The 26,175-nt window shown below is 52.0% G+C and carries 25 protein-coding genes and 1 pseudogene; 14 read left to right on the top strand and 12 right to left on the bottom strand.

Annotation, left to right across the window (positions count from 1 at the left end; all coding sequences use genetic code 11):
- Positions 1-90: 90 nt before the first annotated feature.
- From PEL01S_RS29285 to PEL01S_RS29275, 3 genes are read right to left on the bottom strand one after another with little or no spacing between them, the layout of a single operon-like run.
- Positions 91-429 (bottom strand): AzlD domain-containing protein, encoded by a 339-nt coding sequence (locus tag PEL01S_RS29285; RefSeq protein WP_127462748.1) that lies wholly within the window; start codon positions 427-429, stop codon positions 91-93.
- A complete protein-coding gene (locus PEL01S_RS29280; RefSeq protein ID WP_127462747.1) occupies positions 420-1,154 on the bottom strand; it encodes an AzlC family ABC transporter permease in 735 nt (244 codons plus the stop codon). Before PEL01S_RS29280 ends, PEL01S_RS29285 begins: the two co-directional genes overlap by 10 nt.
- Positions 1,151-1,975, bottom strand: a complete 825-nt coding sequence (locus tag PEL01S_RS29275; RefSeq protein WP_127462746.1) for a TrmB family transcriptional regulator — start codon at positions 1,973-1,975, stop codon at positions 1,151-1,153. Before PEL01S_RS29275 ends, PEL01S_RS29280 begins: the two co-directional genes overlap by 4 nt.
- A gap of 146 nt (positions 1,976-2,121) precedes the next feature.
- Between PEL01S_RS29275 and PEL01S_RS29270 the strand changes: the two genes are divergently transcribed.
- Complete coding sequence (locus PEL01S_RS29270; protein WP_127462745.1) at positions 2,122-3,039, top strand: class I SAM-dependent methyltransferase; 918 nt, start codon at positions 2,122-2,124, stop codon at positions 3,037-3,039.
- 122 nt (positions 3,040-3,161) lie between these two features.
- Here the strand turns inward: PEL01S_RS29270 and PEL01S_RS29265 are convergent, their stop codons facing one another.
- Positions 3,162-4,391, bottom strand: a complete 1,230-nt coding sequence (locus PEL01S_RS29265) for an FAD-dependent oxidoreductase (RefSeq protein WP_127462744.1) — start codon at positions 4,389-4,391, stop codon at positions 3,162-3,164.
- A 60-nt stretch (positions 4,392-4,451) separates the two neighbouring features.
- Entirely contained in the window at positions 4,452-5,042 is a 591-nt protein-coding gene (locus PEL01S_RS29260) for a TetR/AcrR family transcriptional regulator (RefSeq protein ID WP_127462743.1), read from the bottom strand.
- Between the two features lie 247 nt (positions 5,043-5,289).
- On the opposite strand from PEL01S_RS29260, the gene PEL01S_RS29255 reads away from it, so the two are divergent.
- The 4 genes from PEL01S_RS29255 (at position 5,290) to PEL01S_RS29240 (ending at position 11,015) form a co-directional block, all read left to right on the top strand.
- Complete coding sequence (locus PEL01S_RS29255) at positions 5,290-6,024, top strand: TylF/MycF family methyltransferase (protein ID WP_127462742.1); 735 nt, start codon at positions 5,290-5,292, stop codon at positions 6,022-6,024.
- A gap of 267 nt (positions 6,025-6,291) precedes the next feature.
- Positions 6,292-8,442 carry an alpha-amylase family glycosyl hydrolase gene (locus PEL01S_RS29250; RefSeq protein WP_127462741.1) on the top strand — a complete coding sequence of 717 codons (2,151 nt, stop codon included), beginning with the start codon at positions 6,292-6,294 and terminating at the stop codon, positions 8,440-8,442.
- 187 nt (positions 8,443-8,629) lie between these two features.
- Positions 8,630-10,375, top strand: coding sequence for an alpha-glycosidase (locus tag PEL01S_RS29245; protein ID WP_127462740.1), 1,746 nt, complete (start codon positions 8,630-8,632; stop codon positions 10,373-10,375).
- A gap of 304 nt (positions 10,376-10,679) precedes the next feature.
- Complete coding sequence (locus PEL01S_RS29240; RefSeq protein WP_127462739.1) at positions 10,680-11,015, top strand: nuclear transport factor 2 family protein; 336 nt, start codon at positions 10,680-10,682, stop codon at positions 11,013-11,015.
- Between the two features lie 188 nt (positions 11,016-11,203).
- Here the strand turns inward: PEL01S_RS29240 and PEL01S_RS29235 are convergent, their stop codons facing one another.
- The gene (locus PEL01S_RS29235) at positions 11,204-12,298 is read right to left on the bottom strand and encodes an L-dopachrome tautomerase-related protein (protein WP_127462738.1); all 1,095 of its coding nucleotides are present in this window, start codon (positions 12,296-12,298) and stop codon (positions 11,204-11,206) included.
- A gap of 221 nt (positions 12,299-12,519) precedes the next feature.
- Between PEL01S_RS29235 and PEL01S_RS35560 the strand changes: the two genes are divergently transcribed.
- Positions 12,520-12,861: a CBO0543 family protein gene (locus tag PEL01S_RS35560; RefSeq protein WP_127462737.1), complete on the top strand. Its 342-nt coding sequence runs from the start codon at positions 12,520-12,522 to the stop codon at positions 12,859-12,861.
- Entirely contained in the window at positions 12,858-13,376 is a 519-nt protein-coding gene (locus PEL01S_RS29225; protein WP_127462736.1) for a CBO0543 family protein, read from the top strand. The genes PEL01S_RS35560 and PEL01S_RS29225 overlap by 4 nt, the downstream gene beginning before the upstream one ends.
- Positions 13,377-13,849: 473 nt before the next feature.
- Here PEL01S_RS29225 and PEL01S_RS29220 read toward each other — a convergent pair whose 3' ends face one another.
- Positions 13,850-14,131 (bottom strand): hypothetical protein, encoded by a 282-nt coding sequence (locus PEL01S_RS29220; protein ID WP_063184920.1) that lies wholly within the window; start codon positions 14,129-14,131, stop codon positions 13,850-13,852.
- A 191-nt stretch (positions 14,132-14,322) separates the two neighbouring features.
- On the opposite strand from PEL01S_RS29220, the gene PEL01S_RS29215 reads away from it, so the two are divergent.
- Genes PEL01S_RS29215 through PEL01S_RS29195 form a run of 5 tightly spaced genes read left to right on the top strand, consistent with a single transcriptional unit; the run spans position 14,323 to position 16,642 of the window.
- A complete protein-coding gene (locus PEL01S_RS29215; RefSeq protein WP_127462735.1) occupies positions 14,323-14,565 on the top strand; it encodes a spore gernimation protein GerQ in 243 nt (80 codons plus the stop codon).
- Between the two features lie 12 nt (positions 14,566-14,577).
- Positions 14,578-14,964, top strand: a complete 387-nt coding sequence (locus PEL01S_RS29210) for a spore coat protein (protein ID WP_120749736.1) — start codon at positions 14,578-14,580, stop codon at positions 14,962-14,964.
- A complete protein-coding gene (locus PEL01S_RS29205; protein ID WP_127462734.1) occupies positions 14,961-16,097 on the top strand; it encodes a zinc-dependent alcohol dehydrogenase in 1,137 nt (378 codons plus the stop codon). The genes PEL01S_RS29210 and PEL01S_RS29205 overlap by 4 nt, the downstream gene beginning before the upstream one ends.
- Before the next feature lie 31 nt (positions 16,098-16,128).
- Positions 16,129-16,332 carry a hypothetical protein gene (locus tag PEL01S_RS29200; protein WP_063184926.1) on the top strand — a complete coding sequence of 68 codons (204 nt, stop codon included), beginning with the start codon at positions 16,129-16,131 and terminating at the stop codon, positions 16,330-16,332.
- 13 nt (positions 16,333-16,345) lie between these two features.
- Entirely contained in the window at positions 16,346-16,642 is a 297-nt protein-coding gene (locus tag PEL01S_RS29195) for a spore coat protein (RefSeq protein ID WP_127462733.1), read from the top strand.
- 342 nt (positions 16,643-16,984) lie between these two features.
- On the opposite strand, the pseudogene PEL01S_RS29190 reads toward PEL01S_RS29195, so the two are convergent.
- From PEL01S_RS29190 to PEL01S_RS29175, 4 genes and pseudogenes are all read right to left on the bottom strand, one after another.
- A pseudogene (locus PEL01S_RS29190) lies at positions 16,985-17,260 on the bottom strand (MFS transporter); the annotation flags it as partial.
- A gap of 251 nt (positions 17,261-17,511) precedes the next feature.
- Positions 17,512-18,357: a sugar ABC transporter permease gene (locus PEL01S_RS29185; protein WP_174807028.1), complete on the bottom strand. Its 846-nt coding sequence runs from the start codon at positions 18,355-18,357 to the stop codon at positions 17,512-17,514.
- The gene (locus PEL01S_RS29180; RefSeq protein ID WP_010496545.1) at positions 18,354-19,667 is read right to left on the bottom strand and encodes a carbohydrate ABC transporter permease; all 1,314 of its coding nucleotides are present in this window, start codon (positions 19,665-19,667) and stop codon (positions 18,354-18,356) included. The genes PEL01S_RS29185 and PEL01S_RS29180 overlap by 4 nt, the downstream gene beginning before the upstream one ends.
- 90 nt (positions 19,668-19,757) lie before the next feature.
- Positions 19,758-21,065 carry a sugar ABC transporter substrate-binding protein gene (locus PEL01S_RS29175; protein ID WP_063184930.1) on the bottom strand — a complete coding sequence of 436 codons (1,308 nt, stop codon included), beginning with the start codon at positions 21,063-21,065 and terminating at the stop codon, positions 19,758-19,760.
- Positions 21,066-21,622: 557 nt separating this feature from the next.
- Between PEL01S_RS29175 and PEL01S_RS29170 the strand changes: the two genes are divergently transcribed.
- Together PEL01S_RS29170 and PEL01S_RS29165 are read left to right on the top strand one after the other, a co-directional pair.
- Positions 21,623-22,642, top strand: a complete 1,020-nt coding sequence (locus PEL01S_RS29170) for a LacI family DNA-binding transcriptional regulator (protein WP_063184932.1) — start codon at positions 21,623-21,625, stop codon at positions 22,640-22,642.
- Between the two features lie 17 nt (positions 22,643-22,659).
- Positions 22,660-24,618 (top strand): glycoside hydrolase family 15 protein, encoded by a 1,959-nt coding sequence (locus PEL01S_RS29165; RefSeq protein ID WP_127462732.1) that lies wholly within the window; start codon positions 22,660-22,662, stop codon positions 24,616-24,618.
- 103 nt (positions 24,619-24,721) lie between these two features.
- Here PEL01S_RS29165 and PEL01S_RS29160 read toward each other — a convergent pair whose 3' ends face one another.
- On the bottom strand, positions 24,722-26,110 hold the full coding sequence (locus PEL01S_RS29160; protein WP_163768468.1) for a family 16 glycosylhydrolase: 1,389 nt from the start codon (positions 26,108-26,110) through the stop codon (positions 24,722-24,724).
- Positions 26,111-26,175 lie beyond the last annotated feature (65 nt).

The raw sequence follows: 26,175 nt of genomic DNA, 5'->3' as shown, positions 1-26,175 counted from the left end.
CCAAAACCGAGGATGGGTCAGTCCCGCTTCTCGCCGTACAGGACCGACGAGAATCATCCGCGGAACTCCCTGTCCCTCTTGATACTCATTTCATGACAAGACAAGCAGCGATGAAAGGTAACGGAACAACATCGTCGCCGCAATGCCCGTCACGACCGTGCCCAACAAGCTCCGCGTGAAATAAGCTACGGCAAAGGCAGGAACGGCGGACAGCAGAGCGACAGGCTGCGGCGAGAAAGCGCCTTTCGAAACGAGCAGTTCCTGCGCCAGCAAAGCGGACATCACGGCAATCGGGATGTGACCGAGCCAGCGAAGCCCCCAATCCGGCAAACGGACGCGGCTCAACACGATTAGCGGCAAAATTCTCGGGAGCAGCGTCACGAGCGACGCTCCCAGAAGCATCCATAGAAAGCTCGGCCTTATTTCCATTTTTCAATCCACACTCCTATACTTGCGGCGAACAAGATCGCGATCAGCACGCCTGCGCTTTCGGATATAAAAACACTTCCGGCAATGGCCGTCGCTACCGCGCTAAAGGCAACGAGGAGATCTATGCCGGGCTTCGACCGCTCCAGCAGTTGAAGCATGAACAATCCGATGAACATGGCCGGCAGCGCATAGTCCAGCCCGAATTTTTCCGGGTCGGGGATCCATTGACCGAAAATGCCTCCGGCCACGTTGGCGACGATCCAGTTGAGATAAGCGGTCAGATTTAAGCCGAACATCCACTTCTCGCTGCCCTTGGTTTTGGCCGTTAATCGGGAAGCGGCTACGCCGAACGTCTCGTCGGTTAACAGGGAACCGATCCCCGCATTTCTCCAGGCCGGCAGATGCCGGAAATAAGGAGCCAGCGCTGCGCTCATGAGGAGATGGCGCAAATTGACGAAAAATACGGTAAAAATGATAACTGTGGCGGGGCTTCCAGCCGCCATCATGCCGGCCGCGATAAACTGCGCCGAACCGGCATACAGCAGCAAGGACATCAGCGCAATTTCGGCAAGGGACATCCCCGCCGTCTTCTCGACGACACCGGCCGCGAAGCCAATGCTCAAGTAGCCAAGCACCGTAGGCAGGCAGTCCTTTACGCCTTGAATAAAGCTTTCCTCGTTTCCCGTACTTCCCGGGTAAGCCGCATGAATAGGTTTCTCGCTCATGATTCCTCCCGCCCGTCGAGCCGTTTTCCGGTCACGACATGGGTCAGGGCCGGGTTATTCCGCCACAGCGCATCCAGCTTCTCCGGACCGAATTGGACCGTGATTTCTTCGAGCATGATGTCGTGCCGGACATATTCCGTCGCTACCAGCACGAGAGCCGGGTCGTGCGTCTTGACCGCCCAAGCGGTCGATTCGTCCGAAAAGTTCGCGATCAGCACCTCTTCCCCGTCCCGGGCGGCAATCGTCAAATGACCGCCAGTCCGCTCTTTCACGACCTCCGGCGTCATGTAGTCATGGTGAAACGTCGTCCCGATCTGCGTCTCCGGCGCTCCGAACAGCACGGAAAAAACAGGAACGCCCTCCCGAAGATGACGCTCCACGGACGCCTTAACCCCGGGAACCTGCGGCTCCCAGACGGAAAGCCACAGCTCCTTCTCCGCTCTGCCGATCAGATCCGCGATTTCGTTCATGACCGATTCGTCGCTGCGGATATGCCAGATGACATCCATTTCCCGCTCCTGCTGCAGCATCGTCAACGACTTCTCCAAATAAGCAAAGGACTCGTCGAATTGCTTTCTCAACCGGCCGATCCATTCGTCCGCCGGCACCGGGGCATATTTTACCGGCTCGGATGGGACAAGATGAACCGCGCCTTTGTCCATCAGCTTCCCGAGCACCTCGTAAATCATCGACCGGGGTACACCCGAACGCTTGCTGATTTCGTAGCCGGTAACAGGGTTAGATTTCAGCAGGCCGACGTAAGCCTTGCACTCGTATGGCGAAAAGCCGAGCTTTTGCAGTTCCTTGAATACGTCTTCCATAGATCCCCCTCGTAGTAGTTAGTATACTACCTACTTTAAACGAAAGGGTTTCCGATTGTCAAAAAAATATGTCCCTACTGCTGAAAACGGTTTATAATTGTTTAATAATCCCATTTTCGTTAAATAGTTAGCAAAGGAGGACGACAATGGAAGATTCAAAAGTCAAACGCTCCGCCCTGATGAGCGCATACCTGCGAAGCTATCATGCCGTTCACGAAACGCCAAAAATTTTCAACGATTTTCTGGCCCATCATTTGCTGAAGGAAGAGGAACACGCCGCTTTCGAACAGACTATGGTAACGACGCTTCAGCTCGTCGATCCTGAACGCGCTGCCGCTTGCGAAGACCGGACGGCGGCTGTGGCATGCATGCTGCAAAGCTATTTTCCGACCTCTCTCTTTCTCAGCCGGGCACGGTATGCGGAGGATCGTCTTGAGAGCGCTATCAGGCAAGGGACTAAACAGTATTTGATCCTCGGAGCCGGAATGGATACGTTTGCGTTCAGGCATCCGGAGACGTTAAAGGATATCCAAGTGTTCGAAATCGACCATCCTGCTACGCAAGCCTTTAAGCGCTGCAGGCTTGCGGAATTGGGATGGGAGCTCCCGTCCAACCTCCACTTTGTGCCGTTGGATTTTACGAAGGAGAATTTGGAGACGGCGCTAGCCAGATCGTCGTTCGATGCGCAGTCATTAAGTTTCTTTAGTTGGCTGGGTGTCGTCCATTATTTGCCCCGGGAAGTGGTATTCTCCACGCTGCATTCGATCGCCAACCTCTGCCCGGCGGGCAGCTCGGTCACATTCGATTACTGGGATACGGACGCCTTCGACGCCGAACGGACGGCTAAGCGCGTAAAGTTGATGCAGGAGATGCTGCGAAGTGCAGGCGAGCCTATGCTAACGGGTCTTGATCCGTCCGCTCTCCCGGACGAACTGCTGGACATCCGCTTGCGTCTTCAAGAGCATTGGAGCCCAGCCCATATCCAAGGACACTACTTTCAAGGACGCACAGACGGCTATTACGCATACGAACACTCGCATTTTGCAAACGCGGTTGTCGAATGAGCGATCCATCGCGTAGATCTGCGGCAACTTAACATTGGGATTCGCGTTGTAAGAATCCGGCGTGTTGGCTTCTTCCGGCGCCGAACTCCCGAATCGGAGGTTCAGGCCCAGTATCAATGAATTTACTTCGTAAAATACGAGGTGTTCACATCCACCCGCTGAACGCCAAGAGCAATCTTATTCCTCATCTGATGAAAAAGCGGTGTCCGGCGCATCACTGGCGCAAGCATGCGCCGAAGTCTGAGCATCCCCGGGGACTTCATGGCGATCAAGCGGGCCTGCATCGCTTGCATGCTCTGAATTTCAGCCACCGCCGGCTTGCGGTAAAGCTCGTACCCTTTCAGAAGCTCGGCAGGCACAATGCCGTCGCCTCCGGATTCTAGCGCCTTCATCACCGTATCGTGCGCGATAACCGCATCCTGAAAGGCCAGGCTGTTGCCCTGCCCGGAAAACGGCGAAGCGATATGCGCCGCATCACCGAGCAGAAGCAAGCCGTCCTTTACCCATGTATCGGTCATGCCAACCTGAATGTCCAGCACCGAACATTGCTTAAAGCTTCTGAGGTGACGAGGAAGCACGTTCTGCAAATCCGGCTCGGCCGCAATCAAAGTGCGGACGAAATCTTCGATTCCTTTTTTCACGAGCTCCGGGTACGTCTTTTTCGGAATCACCCAGCCGACCTGTACTTGATCCTCGCCTTTTGGAATATAGATCAGCATGCCTTCGTCTTCGATCTGGATTTGCAGCGGGTAATCTTTGCCCGGAACCTTGGGCATGTCGAACCATACGAAGTCCAACTCGAACTCCCCCATCGTCTGGCTTAGGCCCGCCAGCTTTCGAATCGTGGAGTGGCGTCCGTCCGCTCCGGCAACAAGCCGGCAGCGCATTTCGAGTTCCTCGCCCTCGTGGTTTTTGGCGATCAAGCCGTGTACCGCGCCATCTTCTTCGATCAGGTCCGTCACCGACGTCCCTCCGAAATATGTAAAGTTAGAGTAACGAGCAGCCTGTCCGATGAAAAACTCAAGCAACGGAGGCTGCGGAATGGTCAGACCGTAATTGTACGGCGGTTCCAGCTCATCGAAGCGAACCTCGAACAGCGTTTTGCCATGGTCGACAAACGTAAATTTGGGCACATGCTGATGCGGAATATGGAAGATGTCCTCCAGCACACCGATCTGATCGAACAGCTTAACGACGGACGGTTGAAAAAAATAGCCCCGGAATTCGCGGTCCAAACGGTTATGCCGTTCCAGCAGCGCCGTTCTCACGCCGCTCCGCGCAAGCAAATAACTGAGCATGCACCCTCCGGGTCCGGCTCCGACGACCGCGACATCCACATCGATTATTTTCATAGCAAACCAGCCTCCATTTTCATTTATTAAGTATTTAATTAATGAAATAACTAAAAAAATTTAGGTGACGATGTTCAAAAATTGCTTGACCGAGATTCGGATATACTCCGTACTCTGCGTGTCATCGTCAGCGAACCGGGCGGTCATTAAGAAATAAAACACCATCGACGTCTGCACATTGCGGATCGCGACCAGCAGCTCCTGCGGGGCCAAATGAACCTGCGGTGCAACAAACGCGTACAGCAGCTCGACACCTTCCCGTATAATGTCCTCCACCCGGGCACGAATCTCGGGAATGCGCTGGGCCTCGCCGAAGCACATCACGATCAAGTCCTGCTGCTCGCGCAAATTGCGGATTAAGGCTTGAAAATACGCGGTCAAATTGTGCTCTAGCGGAGCTTGCTTGTCCATGGCCTCCAGCGCTTGCCGGATGGAATGCAGGAGCGTGTATTTGTCCAGTATGGCCCACAGCAATTCTTCCTTGGACTGAAAATAGTGATAGATCAGGCCGTCTGAAACTCCCGCTTCCTTGGCAATATCCTTGGTCGTGCTTTCGCTGAAGCCTTTGCGGGAAAACGTCCGGAGAGCGGCATCGATCAGCTTGCTTTTCGTCTCCAACGCCTGCTGCTGGCGGCTTGTTCTTGGTTTCATCGGAACCCATCCTTTTGCGCTGTGAAATCCAAATTCATTAAGTGATCACTTAGCAAAATGATATACGACCTTCTCGACTTTGTCAATCGCCACTACTTGATACGGGGATTCCGACTTTTTTACCGCCCGAGCGGGACGCTGCCGGACGTCAGCTGCATTCCCGCACATGCAGGACAAACGCTCACACCTTGCCGCTGAACCCGAATATATTAGGTTTAGTGGAACGACACTGAGAGGAAGTGGGAGCATGCCGAGCGATACGGCGAAAGAATTGTATCTCGAGCTGCTGAAGAAAACGATTTTGTTCGAACTATGGCTGGAACACGAGCCCGGCGCTACCGTCGAGAACCGCAGGCAAGGCTTGGACTGGCCGATGATCGCGCACAGCATGATCGGCAGGCTGCGCATGGACAGTCTGCATCAGCATATGAATTCTGTGCTCGCGGACAACGTCGAAGGCGATTTTATCGAGACGGGGGTATGGCGTGGCGGGGCATGCATCTTTATGAGGGGCTTTCTGAAAGCGAACGGCGTGAAGGACCGGCGCGTCTGGGTAGCCGATTCGTTCGAAGGCTTGCCCGCCCCGGACGAAGCCCGCTATCCCGTCGATAGAGGGGCTATATTTCACGAACAGGAATTTCTGAAGGTCTCGTTATCCGAAGTGATCAGAAATTTTCAGCGATACGACCTGCTGGACGACCAGGTGCGCTTCCTGAAAGGCTGGTTCGAAGATACGCTGCCGACGGCGCCGATTGAGAAAATCGCCATTGCCCGGCTCGACGGCGATATGTATTCCTCGACGATGGACAGCTTGACGAACCTGTACCCGAAAGTATCTGTCGGAGGCTACGTCATTATCGACGACTATTCGATCGGTTACTGCTCGGCCGCGGTGCACGATTACCGGCAAGCGCACAACATCGAGGACCCGCTCATTCCGATCGATACGACCGGCGTGTATTGGCGCAAGACGAAGCCGTAAAGGTTCGCGCTGCAAGGAATACACAAGAAAAAAATCTCTCCATTGACAAATAGATGCAACCGATTTTACAATAACCTTGTAGAAGATCAACATAAGGGCCATGCATTTTTTAGACCGCTATCGGTTTGAAAAACAACCCCGGTATCTCTTAGGAGACGCCGGGGTTGTTCGCTTTTAAGGGGGTGATGTATCGGAAACCATACTCGAACGCCAAAAATGTAAGCGTTTCATTTTTGCACAAAACTTAGGAACCAGGAGGACATCCTATTGAAAACTTTGCCGAAACTTCTTGCAGCCGTTCTTGCATTGTCGCTGACCGCAGCCCTATCCCCGATTTCGCCGACGGCATCGGCTTCTCCGGACACGTCCGTGTCCAACAAACAAAACTTCTCGACAGACGTCATTTACCAGATCGTGACCGACCGGTTTTCCGACGGCAATGCGGGCAACAATCCGACAGGGAACGCGTTCGACGGCACCTGCAGCAGCAATCTGAAGCTGTATTGCGGCGGCGACTGGCAGGGCATTGTCAATAAAATCAATGACGGCTACTTGACCGGCATGGGCATTACCGCGATCTGGATTTCTCAGCCTGTCGAAAATATTTATTCCGTCATCAACTATTCCGGCACGAACAGCACCGCCTACCACGGCTACTGGGCGCGCGATTTCAAAAAGACCAATCCCGCTTTCGGCAACATGACCGACTTTCAAAACCTGATCAATGCCGCTCACGCCAAAAACATCAAGGTCATTATCGATTTTGCGCCGAACCATACGTCCCCGGCTATGGAGACGAACGCCGCCTTCGCGGAAAACGGCAAGCTCTACAATAACGGCGCCTTGGCCGGAAGCTATACCGGAGATACGAACCGTTATTTCCACCATAACGGCGGGACAGATTTTTCGACGCTGGAAAACGGGATCTACAAAAACCTGTTCGATCTTGCGGACCTGGACCACAATAACAGCTTCATCGATACGTATTTTAAAGAAGCGATCCGAACCTGGCTGGATCTCGGTATTGACGGCATCCGGGTGGATGCGGTCAAGCATATGCCTTTCGGCTGGCAAAAAAATTGGATGGCTTCCATCTACAACACGAAGCCCGTCTTCACGTTCGGCGAATGGTTTCTGGGCACGAACGAGGTCGATCCGGCGAATCATCATTTCGCCAACGAAAGCGGCATGAGCCTGCTCGACTTCCGGTTCGGGCAAAAAGTGCGGCAAGTGTTCCGTGACAATACGGATTCCATGCTTGGTCTGGACAGCATGGTTACCGGGACGGCCGCAGATTATGCCCAAGTGAACGATCAGGTGACCTTCATCGATAACCATGACATGGACCGTTTCCAAGTACAGGGCGCAAGCAACCGGAAGCTGGAGCAGGCGCTTGCCTTTACGCTGACTTCCCGTGGCGTACCGGCCATTTATTACGGAACCGAGCAGTATATGACCGGGAACGGCGATCCGAACAACCGGGCGAAGATGGCTTCCTTCTCGACGGCGACTACCGCCTATAACGTTATCAAGAAGCTGGCCCCGCTCCGTAAGTCGAACCCGGCGATCGCTTACGGAACAACGCAGCAGCGGTGGATCAACAACGACGTCTACATCTACGAGCGCAAATTCGGAGGCAGCACGGCGGTCGTCGCCATCAACCGCAACCTGACCTCCCCCGCCTCGATCAGCGGGCTCGTTACTTCGCTGCCGGCAGGCACTTACACCGATGCGCTAGGAGGACTGCTTAGCGGCGGCGGCCTGACGGTAGGCAGCGGCGGCGCCGCATCCGCGTTCACGTTAGCCGCCGGAGGCGTATCGGTGTGGCAGTACACGGCGGCGCAAACGACTCCGGCGATCGGACATGTCGGCCCGATGATGGCGAAAGCCGGCAATACCGTCACCATTGACGGCAGAGGCTTCGGCTCGACGAAAGGCACCGTCTATTTCGGCACGACAGCCGTTACCGGCGCCAATATCGTCTCTTGGGAGGATACCGAGATCAAAGTCGTCGTACCGTCGGCCGCAGCGGGTAAATACGGCATCAAAGTCAGAACGGCCGGCGCGGCAGACAGCAGCGTGTACGGCGGCTTCAATCTCCTGACCAAGGAACAGGTCAGCGTTCGCTTCGTGGTGAACAACGCCTCGACGACGCTGGGGGAAAACGTCTATCTGACGGGCAGCGTGAGCGAGCTCGGGCAGTGGGAACCGGGCAAAGCGATCGGTCCGCTGTTTAACAAGGTAATGTACGCTTATCCGAACTGGTATTACGATGTCAGTGTTCCAGCGGGAACGGCCATCGAATTTAAATTTCTCAAGAAAAACGGCAGCTCCGTCACCTGGGAAGGCGGCTCCAACCATACGTTCACTACGCCTTCCAGCGGTACGGCAACCGTAACGGTAAACTGGCAGCCGTAATGGTCATGCCGATGGATTGCGGCATACTAAAAAACAGTCCGAGAGAAGCGATTGGTCTTGAGTTTCCGCCGATGAGATGCTATAGTATAGCTAAAATTAAAGGCAATGCTACCAAGCAAAAAGGTACAACCTCGCGTTTTACATCGGGGTTGTGCCTTTTTTTGTTGCCAAGAAGGAGAATGCACTGATGTTATTGGAAGCCATTTACCATCGTCCGAAATCCAACTGGGCCTATGCCTATGATGAGCGCACGATCCATCTGCGCCTGCGTACTAAGCGGGATGACGTCGAGCGGGTCGCTTTGATCGTTGGCGACAAATACGCGTGGGACCGCACCGTCGAGGAAATCCCTATGACCAAGTGGATCAGCGACTCGCTGTTCGATTATTGGCACGTATCGGTGCAGCCCCCGCTGCGCCGGATGAAGTACGCCTTCCGGCTGGAAGCGGGCAACGAAGCCGTCTGGTTTGTCGAGACCGGCATTTCGAACGAAGAGCCGAAGGACAGCATCAAAATGTTCGATTTCCCCTTCCTGAATCCGGCGGACGTGTTTACACCCCCGGCTTGGGTCAAAGATGCCGTTTTTTACCAAATATTCCCTGAGCGCTTCGCCAACGGAGACCCGGGCAACGATCCGATGGCCGTTGAACCATGGGGTGGCGAGCCGACGCCCAAAAATTATTTCGGGGGCGACCTCCAAGGCGTCATCGACCATCTGGATCACCTGAGCGAGCTTGGCGTCAACGCCATTTATTTCAATCCGATCTTCAAAGCGACTACCAACCATAAATACGATACCGCCGATTATATGACGGTAGACCCTCACTTCGGTACGAACGAGACGCTGAAGCAGCTGGTCAAGGCTTGTCACGAACGCGGTATCCGCGTGCTGCTGGACGCCGTCTTCAACCATTGCGGGCACACGTTCCCTCCCTTCCTCGACGTCAAGGAAAAGGGAGCGGATTCCCGTTACGCCGACTGGTTCCACGTGCGGGAGTGGCCTCTCGACGTCAAGGACGGCATTCCAACCTATGACACGTTCGCTTACGAGCCGATCATGCCCAAACTGAACACCGAGCATCCCGAAGTCAAAGAATACCTGCTGAATGTAGCGAGGTACTGGATCGAAGAAATGGACATCGACGGGTGGCGTCTGGACGTAGCCAATGAGGTCGACCACCGCTTCTGGCGCGAATTCCGCGACGTCGTGAAGAAGGCGAAGCCCGACGCCTACATCTTGGGCGAAATTATGCACGACTCCATGCCATGGCTCATGGGCGACCAGTTCGATGCGGTGATGAACTATCCGCTGACGAATATTATCAACGAGTTTGCCGCCAAGAAGGAACGGGACGGAGCAAGCTTCGCCAACGCCTTGGGCGCTCTCCTGGCCAGCTATCCGCAGCAAGCGAACGAGGCTGCCTTCAACCTGCTCGGAAGCCACGATACGGTGCGTCTGCTGACGCTTTGCGATGAAGACAAACAGCGGATGAAGCTGGCTACACTGCTTCAATTCACGCTGACCGGCACGCCCTGCGTCTATTACGGCGACGAAATCGGTCTGACCGGAGGCTACGATCCCGGCTGCCGCAAATGCATGGAATGGGACGAAGCGAAGCAGGACCGCGAGCTGTTCGCGTTCTTCCGGCAAGTCATCGCGCTGCGCAAACAATACGAAGCGCTGCGTACGGGCGATCTGACCTTCCTGTTCACGCAAGAAAACGATATGCGCCTTGCCTACGAACGCTCGCTGGGCAGCGACCGCTTGATCGTCGCCGCCAATGCGGGGTCTGAAGCCGATACGCTGGATCTGCCGGTCACCAGCCGTCGTTGGAGGGACCTATTGACCGAAGAAGACCTGATCGCAGACAACGGCGAATTGCATCTGTGCTTGTCCGCAAACGGCTTCCGTCTTCTGCTGGCGCAAAGTTAGAGAAAGTACAATATAAACAATATCGATAAGCATGAATACAATGTTAGATATTTAATTGGTGATAATAAGAATGGATAGAGGTTTCAGAAGAGATCTGAATCTCTATCCATTTCTTTTTGTTTATCTTCTACAACATTCTTGTTTTGTAAATCGATTTTCATTTTTTGAAGTATCGTTCTCTATCGTCCCGATGGAGTTTAACAACATTTACTGATTTATCTACTCTTAGAAAACTCTTCTACTTTGAGGCTATTTCTAATATACTATCTACTGACAATATCTTTGTTTTTAGGAGGGAAGTAGTATGAGAGAATCTGTTGTACAAAGACAATTACAAGCATATAACGATAAAAATATTGACTTATTTATGGAATGTTATAGTGAAGATGTTAAAATTTATGATTTTCCTAATACACTTGCCATAGAAGGGCAAGTGGCTATGAGAGAGCGCTATCATAAATTGTTCGAATCATACCCTAATATGTTAGCAACTGTTGATAAAAGAATATTTCACGGAAAATATGTAATAGACCATGAAGAAATAACTGGAAGATTAGAAGGTGCCATTATAGAAGCAGTTGCAATGTATGAAATAAAGGATGATCTAATTACAAAGGTTTGGTTTCTTAGAGGCGATTAGTGAAAATTAAAAAAACAAGTGGAGAAAATATATACAATGCTTCTTCTCTATTGCTCCCCTTCGGTTGCTATCGTGTCCCGATAGCTGAACAGGCTGCCGAGCGGCAGCCTCCAAATTCTTAATAACCTTAAAGTCATAAAATACATTTTCTATGCAAATAGAGTCAACTTTGTAAAGCGAAATATTTACTAAAAGGTAGGAGCAGGTGGTTCGTCTATTTTCATACGGAGTAAACTATAAGGCTTCTGCCTCAGGTCATTTCCATAATGAAATCTTGACTGCCGATGTAATTGGTTCACGATGAAATATAAGTATTGATCTGGACCAATAGAAAAAGTATCCGGCCATAAAATTCTCGGATCATGTGCGATGGTTTCCATTATTCCATTCGGCAATATCTTTCGAATACTATTGTTTTCATAGTCTCCAGCATAAACGTTTCCTTTTGCATCGGTGATCATTCCATCTGAAGCACCTTTTTCTCCCCAATACTTCACGTGATCCTGTAAATTCATATCCGGTATCGTTCGGTCTCTTAGGGCTTCCGTTGAAATCGAGTACAGATGACGACTGGAGAGAGGACAAAAATACAACATCTTGCCGTCCGGGGAAATCGCTATACCATCGGATGCCAATCTAAACGGTGAAGTAGATCCATCTTTGTTTCGATTCATCAGGATTTTACCTTCAACTTTCGGTAAGAAAAAGAGATCGGGCGAGGTTGAATTTGCTCCGTTTAACCGTCTCCAGGCATAGCCCGTTTCTAAATCAACGACAATAATGGCTCCTGGTCCTCGGGAAGACGAATCCGTTATATAAGCATAACCTGCTTTACCAACACGAAAATCAAATCGGACATCATTCAGATAAGTGGTTGGCAGGACAACATTTTCCGTAAATGTATATACACTTCTTATGGTATTTGAATTTAAATCTACAGCGACTAACTTCGCCCCCCCTTTGATGGGTTCTGAGAAATTAGGAGCCCCCGTATCCAGTACCCAAAGCGTTCCCTTTCCATCAGCAACGACACTTTGGACACTAATGAAGGATGTTGTGAAATTCGATTGGCTTACCAAATTAGCGTCTAAACTAGGATAAGGCTGTAATGTACCGCGAACGATTTCAGCCACCGTAAATTTAACATCGTCTCCCCATCTTGGAAAGCAAATAAAAATGCGCCCAGTTTCAGAAACAGTAACGCCTGTAGGCATGGCTCCGTAAAATAAAAAAAACGCCTCAAACTTACCGAAATACTGTTCACTCGGTAACATCACTTGCATAAAATCCTCCTCAACAAGTTCGAACTGCTATTACCTATTTATATGACTGAATGAGGTTCAAGTGCCTGGAAAATAAAATATTTTTACGGGAACCCCGAAAGTTCGTGTCTATGACGGACAACGAGTAAACGGTGTTGTGTTTTGCCTAATTATCACCGCCCACGAGAGTATGAATAAAAAGACGTACACTATACATAGGAGCCTCCTTCCTTGTACAAGCTATGGCCATGGACGTGGAACGAAATTTATTGTTGCTAGTCTGGTTTGTGTGTATAACCACCATCTATTTTCTTGTTCCAAGAGCAAAAGCTCATGAATTTGTGTTGTGCTTTCTTGTGTGTCAGGCTGTTGGATGGATAGTAGAAGTGCTGCTCGTTCAATTTGATTTGGTGGCCTACCCGTTACGTGAATTCCCCAAAGCTTCGGATTTGAATATCACGTTCAAAGTGGTGTGGACGCCTGTTGCGAGCGTGTACTCGATTATTTTTCTGTCCGTCCGCTGCCTAGCGAGTTGGTTCTTTAGGGACCGCAAAGTTTTCAGGAAGGAAGCGAATGAGAGATGAGTTTGCTGCTGCAATACGGCATTATCGTTTCAGTGTGGATCCTTTCATTGTTATTGATTCTCATCATCCCGCGGCAGAAACGTCGATTGGCGATGGTCGCTTTTTTGTTCAAACAGTATATTACGTGTATTTTCGGTCATGCCGTGGTCGAACTCAAACTTCTCACCTATCCCGTAAGGGAGCTTGCCGACGTTAGCCGGACGAGCTTCACCTACGAATATATGGCCTATCCGATGACATGTGCGGTGTTTAACACATATTATCCGTCCCATCGGGGGCGCTGGGTTCAATTCGGCTATTATGTATTATTCACTACTGTACTTACGGTGGTCGAGGTGCTTATCGAACAATATACCGATCTGATTCGGTATGTTCGTTGGAACTGGTTTTGGTCATGGGCCACGATTTTTCTCACATTCCTGATGACTCGAGCGTTCTGCGTGGTCTATTTCGGAACCATGACACGAGTGGAAACGGCAAAACAAAAGAATGCAGCCAGTACGACACGTTCCTAAATGTGGGCTATGCCCCGAAGACGTCGCCCTGCTTGCGCTGCCGCCGCGCGTGGTGCTGAAGAGCAACGACCAACCCGTAATAAAAGGAAGCAGAAGAAAGAGGGAGGCCCCTAAAGGACCTCCCTTTCGCTTGTCATGATTCGCTGCGCTGGTCCGCCAAATCAAGCGCGTTCGCCGACGTGCAAAAATGTCTCATTGAAAGGGGGCAATTTCCGTAGTCTTGCTTATATCCACTAAAAATATGCTCTTCAACATTAAGAGGTTATTTACGGTGACTCTCCGTGTCTATGGCAAATACGTTCCTCCAAGCGTCAACGCAGTTCATTTGCCCATGCGGAGAGTATCGGCGTAAATTCGGAAATCATCATAAGCAGCGTCTACATAGACAGACGACCATACCTCGACATTAGTGAGCTTGATTCCACTTGTACCGAATAAGAAGGAGAATCACTGCCACTACCAAAGCTACCGTTTTATTGTTGGTCCGGTAGACGTAATGCGTTTGCTGAAGTTTGCGCTTGATCTAAAAATTCCTCTGCTTGGGTCAATTGCTGCCGGGCCGTCTCCAAAGCTTGTGAATTTGTTGCCGCATTAGATTCACTTATCGAGCTTATCGCCTGATTTAAAGCCGTTTGCGCCTCAGAAACCGCGTTAGATGCATGCTGCTCCAGCGTATTGCCGCTCGAGTGAAGTGTACCTTCTGCCGGTTTTCTTGCATTTTCGGTGGCTAGATCAATTTTGTTTTCATTGGGCAAGGTGAGTCCTCCTTCCTTAGAGCAAAGATCAATAACTTAAACAGAAATAAGTATGCGGTTGAGATTTTGTTTATATTCCTGTGACTGCATGGGAATATCCGGACCCCACATTACCGGCAATCCATTTTTGTATAGGATCCAATGCGTAGGAAAAGCTAAATCGGATGAAAAAAGGAGGGGATAATTTCTCAATGAATACGCCAACGCTAGCGCCGCACGAATCGATGGAACTGCATGAAGCGTTAAACTTCAAAACGCTCTGCCTCGCTAAGTCAAAACTTATGCAAGGCTTGGTCTTTGACCAGGAGCTGAAAGCGTTAATGCAGAAGGACGTCATTCTATCCACGCAACAGATCGCCGAGCTCCAGGCCATCTACGCAAGAGCTCCATTCCAAGCGCCTGTTCCGAATAGCCCGACACCTATCACACATTAAAGGGGAGCGCCAATGAACACCGATTATTTAGACCCGATTAATTCGTTAAATATGCCGGAGATGGCAGATATGACATTTGCAATGGATTTCCTTATTCGTGCCAAGGAGGGTGTGCGAAATTTGTCCATCGCCCTGACGGAAACGGCTTCTCCCGATGTAAGAGCGCTGCTGCGCAATCATCTTATGCAGGGGATTGCACTGCACCAAGAAATCACGGAGCTTATGATTCGCAAAAAATGGTTCCATCCTTACGAGCTGAACGAACAGTACCAACTCGACCAGCTTTCAGCGAAAAATACGGTGATGATCGGGCAGATGAATTTGTTCCCGGATGATACGTCGCGTAAAGGGATGTTTGATCGGACCCCAGATGAACATATTGGAGGACATAAAGCATGAAGGCGGTAACGTATCAAGGGATTAAAAATGTCGTGGTCAAAGAGGTGCCGGATCCGAAGATTGTGAAACCGGACGATATGATCGTAAGAGTCACCAGTTCCGCCATTTGCGGTTCGGACCTTCACCTGATTCACGGGATGATCCCTAACCTTCAGGAGAACTATGTCATCGGGCATGAACCGATGGGGATCGTAGAAGAAGTAGGCCCTGGAGTGACCAAGGTAAAGAAAGGTGACCGGGTGATCATCCCTTTTAACATCGCATGCGGGGAATGCTTTTATTGTAAGAATCAGCTGGAAAGCCAATGCGACAATTCAAACGAACACGGGGATATGGGCGCATATTTCGGCTACTCCGGAACGACCGGTGGTTACCCTGGCGGGCAAGCGGAGTATTTACGAGTTCCGTTTGCTAATTTCACCCACTTCAAGATTCCTGAAAACTGCGAGCAACCGGACGAAAAGCTAAGCTTGATCGCCGATGCCATGACGACGGCATTCTGGAGCGTAGATAACGCCGGTGTCAAGAATGGAGATACGGTCATCGTGCTCGGCTGCGGTCCGGTCGGACTTCTGGCCCAGAAATTCTGCTGGCTGAAGGGAGCAAAGCGAGTCATCGCCGTTGACTATGTCGATTACCGCTTACAGCATGCGAAGCGAACGAACAATGTGGAAATCGTAAACTTCGAACAGGATAGAAATATCGGCAACAATCTCAAGGAAATGACCAAAGGCGGCGCCGATGTCGTGATTGATGCGGTAGGAATGGACGGCAAGATGAGCGATCTCGAATTTCTAGCCAGCGGTTTGAAACTGCAAGGCGGCACCATGAGCGCATTTATCATTGCGTCTCAGGCTGTCCGCAAAGGCGGGACCATCCAAGTCACTGGGGTATACGGCGGACGCTATAACGGATTCCCGCTCGGCGACATCATGCAACGCAACGTGAATATCCGTTCCGGGCAAGCCCCGGTCATTCACTACATGCCGTATATGTACGAACTGGTTACGTCGGGCAAAGTAGACCCTGGAGATATTGTTACGCACGTCATTCCGCTTAGCGAGGCCAAGCACGGCTATGAAATGTTCGATACGAAAACGGACAATTGCATCAAAGTCATCTTAAAGCCCTGAATATGGGTAAATACAGGGGAGGACAATCCGAATGAATTCCAATTACGCTTTGCATGAGATGCTGGAGGCTCATGAAATGGCTGCGTTCAAGACCGTTTGCATGACCAAATCCAAAACCATGCAAGCTCTTGTAACCGACCCGGAGCTCAGGCAAATTTTGCAGCAAGACGTGCAATTATCACAGCAGCAGCTTCAGGAGCTCGGTGGAGTGTTGTCTAAAGTGACCCTAACCTAAAGGAGATAGAAACATGAACACCCTATTAGAACACTTGACAGGGCTTCATACGCTGACCGACGACGTGATCGCAATGGATTTTTTGATGAACGCCAAGAGCGGAGTCAGAAACTACGCCATGGCCGTAACCGAATGTGCCACCCCCGAAATCAAGCAAATTTTGATGAAACAACTCGACGAAGCTATAGACTCCCATGAAAAGATAACAAACTACATGATGCAGCGGGGCCTATACCATCCCTACCATATTCCGGAGCAAATTCAGCTCGATCTGAAAAATATTCAGACCGCTATGAACATTCCGTCCTGACTCCGTATTCGTCCCGACAAAACGCGCAAACCACCATGGTTCAGGCGCGTTTTTTGATTTTATCCGAAGACTTTGGAGAATAAAATGTTCCCCCGTGTCAAGAATCCAACAATACAATAATGGCAGACACGCTCCACACTTATTTGGGCTTCGTCACAAACACACTTGAACAAGCGTTCCTTCGTTTGTTTTGCTTCTGATTGTCATCGCCACGCACTCTGTGGATCTCTTTTCTCACGTCTACCCTTCTCTTTTGGTATTCTTATGTTGCCAATCTTTGCAAATAACGTCTGATTTGTGATTTTAAAATACTCAATCCTCCCGGCATTCTGTAGAATTAATTGAACTGCCAGTTTGCTTTAACGTCTGGCGGCCAGCACCAGCCGCTCCTGACAAAGCAACCCAAACGTCCACTTTACCTTGAGTTTTAGCCCGTGTGGAAGGTTCAGTTGAATCAACAATGAGTGCAGTCCCACTTATTAAACAAAGATTCCATCCTAGACCAAGCAAAGAAAGCGCAACTACTAGAAGAACCATAGAATCTCCCGGCGAAAAAGCAGCTGTTAAACCTGCCAGAAGCAGTGTAGCACCAGAAGCAATAGCCATTGCTGTACGCCCCGCATTATGAAACTAGCAATTCTGTCCATTATTTCGGCTAGGCATCCATTGCGTTATCCTGCCCGTTCGTTTAACAAGCAATATCAACAACAAAGTTTAACATAGCCTAAAACAAAAGAGGATGAGCACCATGCATGAAGGGATAATCCCTTTGCATGACTCATCCTTTATTAAAATGTCTAACATTGTATTCAATTGCTTATTGTTGTTGGTTTTAGTGAACTTTTCCTTTTTATCACTTAACGCCTGCCTTAACCTTTGCTTGCCCCCGCTGTCAGCCCTTCTACCAGGAAACGCTGCAAATAAATGAACAGGAGCGAGATCGGAACCGCGATCAGCACGGCCGCCGCCGCAAACAGCGTAAAATTGCTGTTCTGGTTGCTGCTGATCTGGTCGTACAGGCCGACGGCCAGCGTCCATTTGTCTCTTGTGCGCAGCACCATCCGCGCGAAAATAAAATCGATCCAAGGGCCGACGAACTGGGTCAACGCCGCGTACGCCAGCATCGGCCTGGAAAGCGGAAGCATGATTTTGACGAAGATCGTAATGTTGTTCGCCCCGTCGATTCTTGCCGCTTCATCCAGACTGCGCGGGATCGTATCGAAAAAGCCTTTGGCAATAAAGCTTCCCATCAACGGAGCGCCGAAGGAGTAGACGATGATCATCGCCAGATGCGTATCGAGCAGATTCAATTCCTTCAGCAAAATATAGATAGCAATCAAGCTCATGAAACCGGGAAACATCCCGAGAATCAACAAGGTGGACAGTGCGGTTTTGCGTCCTTTGAACCGGAACCGGGACAGCGCGTAGCCGCACAGCAGCACCATCAGCGTGCCGAAAATCATCGATAAGGTGGCGATTTTGAGCGTATTCCAGTACCAAGTGCCGAACAGGAAGCTTTTGGACGTAAACAGCTCCGTATAATGCTCGAACACGAATTGCTCGGGAAGCAAGGTTTTGCTGTACAAGGACCGGCCCGGCCGGAAGGAAGCCAGAATGACCCACAGCGCCGGATATAAGCAGCATATGCACGCCACGATCAGAAACAGATAGCTGAACGCCAGCCGAATCGTGTTGCTTAATTTTCTCCCTATCATTGGATCATATCCTCCTCCCGGAACGAACGGGTCCTGCGGTAATTGTAGATCGAGAACGAAGCGATGATCAGGAAAATAATAATGCCGACAGCCGAGGCCATGTTGAACTGGCTTTGGTTCAGCGTCAGCTTATATAACCAGGTGACAAGCAGGTCGGTTGCGCCCGCGTATTGATACTCCCCTTCGACCGGATTGCCGTCCGTCAGCAGGAAAATCGCATTGAAGTTGTTGATATTTCCCGCAAACTGCGTAATCAGAATCGGAGCCGTCGTGAACATGACCATCGGCAGCGTAATGATGCGGAATTTCTGAAACGCGGTCGCCCCATCCACTTCAGCCGCCTCGTACATATCGCGCGGGATCGTCGTCAGCACGCCCATGATCAGCAGCATCGAAACGGGCACGCCGACCCACATATTCACGACGATAACCGTCACTTTGGCCCACAGCGGGTCCGTCAGCCACGGCAGCTTCTCCAGTCCGAAATACGATAGGTATTGGTTGATCGGTCCGAACTGGCCGTTGAACAGATTTCGCATCACCAGCAGAGAAATGAGCTGCGGAATAGCGTAAGGGATGATCATGATCGTCCGCCAAAACCCTTTGAAGCGGATATCCTTTTGCTGAATGATCAGGGCCACCAGAAACCCGCCGAAAAAGGTCGTGATAGTCGACAATACCGCCCAAATGATCGTCCAGCGCAGGACGCCGAAGAACGTATGGCTCCATGTTTTGAGTCCGACAAGGTCCTTAAACGTCTGAAACCCTACCCAGTTGACCAATTTGGCCGGGGGCATATGGTTCGGGGAAGAATAGTTCGTGAAGGACAGCAAGATCATAAAGATGATCGGCATGATGGTAAAAAACAAAATGCCGGCCGCAGGCAGCATCAGAAACGCTTCCGCAAATCTTCTGTCCCGGATATAGGCAAGCGACTGGATGAAATTATTCGGCCTTCCCCCCGCCTCCCGCAGCTTTCCGACGAGATACGCATCCTTGACGACAAGCACGTACAGCAGGATGAACAAGCCAAGCACCAGCAAGGTAATGACGCCCTGAATCAACAAAAAGATGGAGTGGTCGCCGGGAACCATTTTGGCAATGCCGTTAACCTTCTCCAAATGCATCGCCTGTTCGCCAAGCGTTGCAATGCCCCACAGCGCCTGACCTAAATTTTGGACGAAATACTTCAGCGCCGCCACCTCGATGAGCAGCAGCACCAGCCCTTTAAGCCATTGCCGGTTATACCATTGTCCTAAGCCTAATCCGATGCATGACAGCACCGCTGCGGTGATCCGATGTTGAGACATAGTATGACGAAGCTCCTCTCCCCGAAAAAAAATGTGGAATCACCCGCCGGATTCCGCGACGGGTGAACCCAGACTCAGCCTCCCGGTCCGTTATTGCTTTTTACCGCTGTTGATGAGCTCTTTCAGACGGGTAGCCGCCGTGTCGAGCGCCTGTTTCGGATCTTTGCCGTTATTCCATACTTCCGTCAGTGCAGAGTCAAGCGGATTCCAGACGCTGTCCATTTCCGGGATCGACGGCATCGGCTGCGAGTTTTTGAACTGCGCGACAAAACCGGAAATGATCGGATCATTCTTGATTTGTGGGTCCTCTTGCGCCTCTTTGTTCGTCGGGATGGATCCGACCTTCTTGTGCAGCAGAAGCTGCGCTTCTTTGCTGGAAGCGAATTGGGCGAACAGCTTGGCCGCGTTCGGATATTTCGAGAACGAGTTGACGTACCATGCTTTGACCCCGGAGAACGATACCGCCGGCTTGCCTCCGATCGCCGGAATCGGAGCGATGCCGAGCTTGTCGCCAAGCGCTTTCTTGTAGCCGGTCAGCTCCCAAGGACCGTTGATATCCATCGCCACATCACCTGCCGTGAACAGTCCCCGCTTGATGTCCGGGTTAATGTCGCCTGATTTCACGGGCAAAATTTCTCTCAGGCTGGCATACACTTTCATTCCGGCCAGTGCGCCTTCGTTGTTCAAGCCGATATCGGTTTTGTCCGTGCCGTTTTTGCCGAACAGGTACCCGCCCGTCGAAGCGATGAACGGATAGTTGAAGTAAGTATTACCGGTTTCCCACATGATGCCGAATTTATTTTTGTCTTTGTTCGTGAACGTTTTGCTGAACGCGACGACGTCCTCGAACGATTTCGGAGCTTCCTTCACCAGTTCTTTATTGTAATACAGCGCGTAGGTTTCGGCAGCCCGCGGAAAACCGTACAACGTGTTGTTGAAGGTAACGGCTTGAATCGCGTTGTCCGTATTGTTTTTCTTCGTTTCCTCGGCAAACGAATCGTTCGGGAGAATCAATTGCGCCGATGCGGCCCGACCCAAGTGGTCGTGCGGAAACACCACCACGTCGGCTCCTACGCCCGCCGGACCGTCGTTGGTCAGTCGGGTCACTTGGTCCGTCGGAGCGATTTCGTCGATTTGAACCGGAATATTATATTTTTCCGTAAAAAGCTTCGCGATTTCATCTGTGAACACGCGTTCATCTTTACTCTCCCAGATCACCAGCTTTGCGCCCGCTTCCGGCGTCAACGCGCCCGCTTCTCCTGCTGCAGCCGACGGCTGCGCATTATTGTTCGCGGCTGGAGTCTCGGCTTCCGGTTTGTTCGTGCCCGAGCAAGCAGCCATCGAGACGGATAAGGAGGATACGGCAACCAGCGCCAAGAGCTTCTTTTTGAATTCCATTTTTGTAAGTACCCCTTTCAGTTTCCGATAATAATTGCTCTGCCTTCGCGCTTGCGGCAACTGCAACTTGTGCAAACCTTTGCGCACAAAGCCGTAAAAAGTGCTACTAACAACTTTCTTGCCATGGAATCCGTTTGAAAACGTTTCATCCACGACATATCATAACTCACGCAGAAAATTTTGTAAAAACGTTTGCACTGGTTATTTGAGCCAATTTTTGCTGAAATCCCCGCTCCTATCCCCCTTATCCTTCCATTTCCTCATCTTTCCTACATTTTATATGCCATAATTTAGGGAAAACAAGTTATTTTGCACTCATTTTCAAACGTGTATTTACAATGGACCGGCTTTTGCGCTAACATAAAAAATATGCGGCAGCCATTTTCGTGCCACCTTTTGTTCAAACGTTTGCACAAGTCATTTTTTACATTAGCCTCCTCTGATATGTTACCATGGGAGAAACATGCTTCCTTACTTGTGCAAAATAGCAGCCAAGTGCCAATATCCCGCAAGAAAGCGGCTCTCCTATCAACAGAACATCCGGAGGTTACACAGCTATGGCAATCACAATCGTCGACGTCGCCAAAAAAGCCGGCGTCTCTCCTTCCACCGTATCGCGCGTCCTTTCCAACCATCCCCGGATCAGTCCGGCGACCGCGGCGAAGGTGCGGGAAGTGCTGAAGGAGCTCGGCTATCACCCCAACATCATGGCCAAAAGCCTCGTCTCCAAGACGACGAATACGATCGGTTTAATCTTGCCCAGACCGGCCGAGGAGCTGTTCCAGAACCTGTTCTTCTCCGAGGTGATTCGCGGCATCGTTACCCAGGCGGCGCGTACGGGGTACGATCTCATGATGACGACGGGGACAACGGAGCGGGAAGAGCTTGAAGCCGTTACCCGGCTTGTCAAGGGCCGGCGGGTCGACGGCGTGATTTTGCTGTATTCGCGTCAAAGCGATCCGCTCATTTCGTTCATGCTTGAGCACGGCTTCCCTTTTGTCCTGATCGGGCGAAGCGACGAGTTTCCCGACATTTTGTCGGTGGACAACGACAACGTGCAAGCGGCTTACGATGCTACCCGCCATTTGATCGCACAAGGGCACAAGCGCATCGGATTTGTGAGCGGCCCGCCGAATCTGATCGTTTCGGGCGACCGGATGAAGGGATATTTGCAGGCGCTCAAGGACGCCGGGATCGACGCTCGCCCCGAATGGATCGTCGAAGGGGACTTTTTGCAGGAAAGCGGCTACCGTGCGATGTCGTTTTTCATGTGTCTCCCCGAACGGCCGACGGCGCTTGTGGCGATTGACGACGTCGTCGCTTTCGGCGTGCTGCGGGGGCTGACGGAGCTCGGCTACAAGGTCCCGAACGATCTCAGCTTGGTCAGCTTCAACAACATCTCGTTGTCCGAGCTGTCCACACCGCCAATCAGCTCCATCGATATCGGGATTTACCAGATCGGCTACACCGCTTCACAAACGCTTATCCGGGCCGTCAAGGGGGAAGCCATGCCCCAAAAGCGCGTGATCATTCCCCACCGTCTGATCGTGCGGGAATCGTCCCTGACTCAAGCTTAAGACTAGGAGAGATGCACATGTACACAACGAAAAAGCCTTACTTGATCGACGCGATCGTCGGAAATTCCCGTTTCCTCGCTTCTCTGGGCCGTACGGGCAGGATGTACCGCCTCTGGTGGCCGCATATCGACTATCCGCAGCATGTGGACGAAATCCGCGGCGGCCTGTACATCGAAGGAACCTCATCGGGAACAACTTGGTTTGACGGCGAGGAAGACGGCTGGCGGCACGAAGCCTCCTACGTTCCCCGCACGAACATGTTTAAAACGACCGCCGTTTCCGAGCGCTTCCCGCTATCCGTGGATACGGTCGATTACGCCGTTCCGGGCGAAGATTTCGTTGTCCGCCAGTATACATTCACGAACCGCGGCGAGGCGCCGGTATCGTTCCGCTTTATGTATTACTCGTCATTCCGCTCGATGGAAACGCCTTTTTACCATACGACCCAGTTTGAGGAAGCACACGATTCGCTCATGCACCTGCGGCACGAGTATATTTTTTCGGTCTCCAGTTCAAACGTTTGCACAGGATACCAAGCCGGAGCCGGCGTATGGGAAAACGCGCAATCCGGCCATTTAAACGGGAACGGGATAGACATGCAGCCGGACGGCGCGCTGTGCTGGCACATTGAAAAGCTGGAGCCAGGCGCGGCTATCGAGGTGCCCGTATACATTGCGGCGGGCCAGACGCGCGCTGCCTCCCAGCAATCGCTGGCAAAAGCGAAGAGCCAGCCGCATACGTACTGGTACGAATTCACGGAGAGCTACTGGCATCGATTCCTGAACGACGCCGTGCCGGCTCCCGGATCGCGAAGCGATATCCGCGAGCTGTACGAGCGTTCTCTGCTGGCGATGAAGCTGATGAGCGACGAGAAGTCCGGCAGCGTCGTGGCCGCTCCCGAATTTGACGAGCAATTTTCCCGCTGCGGGGGCTACTCCTATTGCTGGGGCCGCGACGCCGCGTTTATTACGACGGCGCTGGACCGCGTCGGCCTGACGGAATTGTCCGCGAAGTTTTACGAGTGGACCCTTACGGCGCAGGACCCGGACGGCTCCTGGCAGCAACGGCATTACCACGACGGCCGGCTGGCTCCGTCCTGGGGATTGCAGATCGACGAAGGCGCCTCGATTATTTGGGGCATGTGGCAGCATTATCTGCAGGTGCAAGATGAAGCTTTCCTGCAAAACGTATGGCCGGCCGTCGAACGGGGCGCCCGCTTCCTTACCGGCTATATCGACGCGGAAACCGGATTGCCCTCATGCAGCATGGATCTGTGGGAGGAGCGATTCGCCGAGCACACGTATTCGGCAGGTGCGGTTTTCGGCGGCTTGACGGCGGCAGCTTCCTTTGCCGAACGACTCGGCCAGCCGGAGCTGGCAAGCGAATGGAGCCTCGCGGCGGAGCGCATCCGCCAGTCGATCGGCGAGCTGTGCTGGAACGAGGAGAAAGGCGCCTTCTACCGCGCGTTAAAGCTGGCAGTGCCGGAGGCGGCCTATCGCGAAGCCCAGCAGCAAGGACTCTGCACCTCCGTGAGCGTCAATGCGAAAGGATATACGACCTATTTCCTGGAGCACGACCCGATCGTCGATATCAGCCTGATCGGTATCTCCGTTCCGTTCGGCGTGTTCCCTGCCGATGATCCGCGCATGGTCCGCACAGCCGATACGATTGAACAATACTTGACGTCTCCCCAAGTCGGCGGTATCAAGCGTTACGAGAACGACCATTACATTGGCGGCAATCCGTGGATCTTAACGACGCTGTGGCTGTGCCATTACCGCATTCATCGCGGGCAGTACGCCGAAGCCAAGTCGCTCCTGCAATGGGCGATAGATCACCGGACGGCGGCAGGGCTGCTGCCCGAACAGGTCGACAAGCAAACGGGAGAAACCGCTTGGGTCGTACCGCTAACTTGGTCGCACGCGATGTTTATTTTAGCCGTTTCTCTGCTTGCGGAGTATGGACAATTGGATTAAAACACACAAGCCCTTGGTTCTCTCCTGACGGGAGCGGCCAAGGGCTTGATTTGTGTTCCTGTACGTTCGCTGCGAGTGCGACTGGTTTAGTTTCTCGAAGCGCTTACCGCGGAGCGGGATATTCGTTCAAGCCGGCCCAGCCGGTGCCCGGACCGATTTCCCCGGTTTCCCCGTTCCCTGCCCGGACATCCCCCTTCTCCAGAAACGGCGTAATTTTTACCCAATCGATGTACATCTTGTCGGTGGCAAAGTTAGGTACCCCCGCCCATTCCTTCGGAAACCAGACGCCAAGCCAAAATTTCGAGGCCGCCCGGGGCACGTTCGTATAGCTCGTATGGATCAGCTTATTGTCGACGTAAAAATCGACTCTCTTCGGGTCGGTATGCCAATCGAACCGGTATACATGCCAATTGCCGTCGATCTGCTCCGGAAAGTCCGTCACCTGCGAAGTATTCCGCGCTTCGACGACCCAGGTCGTCGTCATGATCTTGCGGAGGCTCTTGTCACCGGGCGCTTCGAAGTCGATCTCATGATTGACCTCGCCGTTGTTGAAGAAAGTCCAGAAGGCCGACACCGCACCGAGCTTCGGCACTATTTTGGCTCTCACTTCATAGCTTCCCGATGCATAGGCATATTTCGTCACGATGGACGCCCCGGTACGTTTGCCGTCCGCCCGCGTCGAGCCGTCACGGTTCATTCCCCGGACCGGTCCGTTGTACAGGTCGCCGTTGGCGGTGAGCTCCACGATACCGTCCCGGGTGACGGCCACATTGACCGGAAGCACGCCGCCGTTCACGTCTTGACCGCCCCATTGCTGCTTCGCGATCAGCCATTTTTCAGGGTCGATGCCGTTCTTGAAATCGTCAAAGAACACACCCGGAGGATGTGGCGGCGGGAGCGGTCCGACCGACTTGACCGGCGGATCTTCGTCCGGCAAGCTGCCGCCTATCTTGAGAGCGACGTCATCGACATAGGCGAATTTGCCGTTGTCCGGATTTTTATAAACGTAAACCTGCACTTTCCGGGTGCCGGGAACCGTCCGGAACGAGAGCGACTTCTGCTCGTAAGCCGCCGATTCGAAGCTCATCATAAATTTGCCGCCCGCCAGCTTCTTGTCGGAGGCATCGAGGCAGTCCGCTCCGATCCAGGCTTTTTCGCCGGGGGTGCCGGCTTTGCCCGCGCCGCTTAACGTGACGATCGTATTTTCGTCTATCCCGTCAATCTTTTGCCCCATACCGCCTTCGGTGGGACCAAGCTTGAGTGCCTTGGTTCCGCTTTGAACGTCGGTAGTTACCACGGTCGCCGCTCCCCAATCCTCCCAGTCGGCCTTGCCCTGCTCGAAGTCTCCGTTTTTCACCAGATTCGTATTGGCCGGAAGCGGCCCTGCGGCGAATGAAGGAGCCGGAACGGAATAGATCAGGGCCGAGAGCATGGACAAACCCAGAAGAGCGCTTACAACAACGCGAAAGCTTCGATTGGTTTTTTGATTCATAACACCCTTCCTCCCTTCCATCATTTGGATTATCTTGAACACTCCCACCACCTGCGCTAATGGCG

It is taken from the genome of Paenibacillus elgii NBRC 100335 (assembly GCF_004000865.1).
In the GTDB taxonomy this organism is placed as follows: Bacteria; Bacillota; Bacilli; order Paenibacillales; family NBRC-103111; genus Paenibacillus_G; species Paenibacillus_G elgii.
Note: the sequence above shows the minus strand (reverse complement) of the source record. Positions and strands in the feature narration are given on the sequence as shown.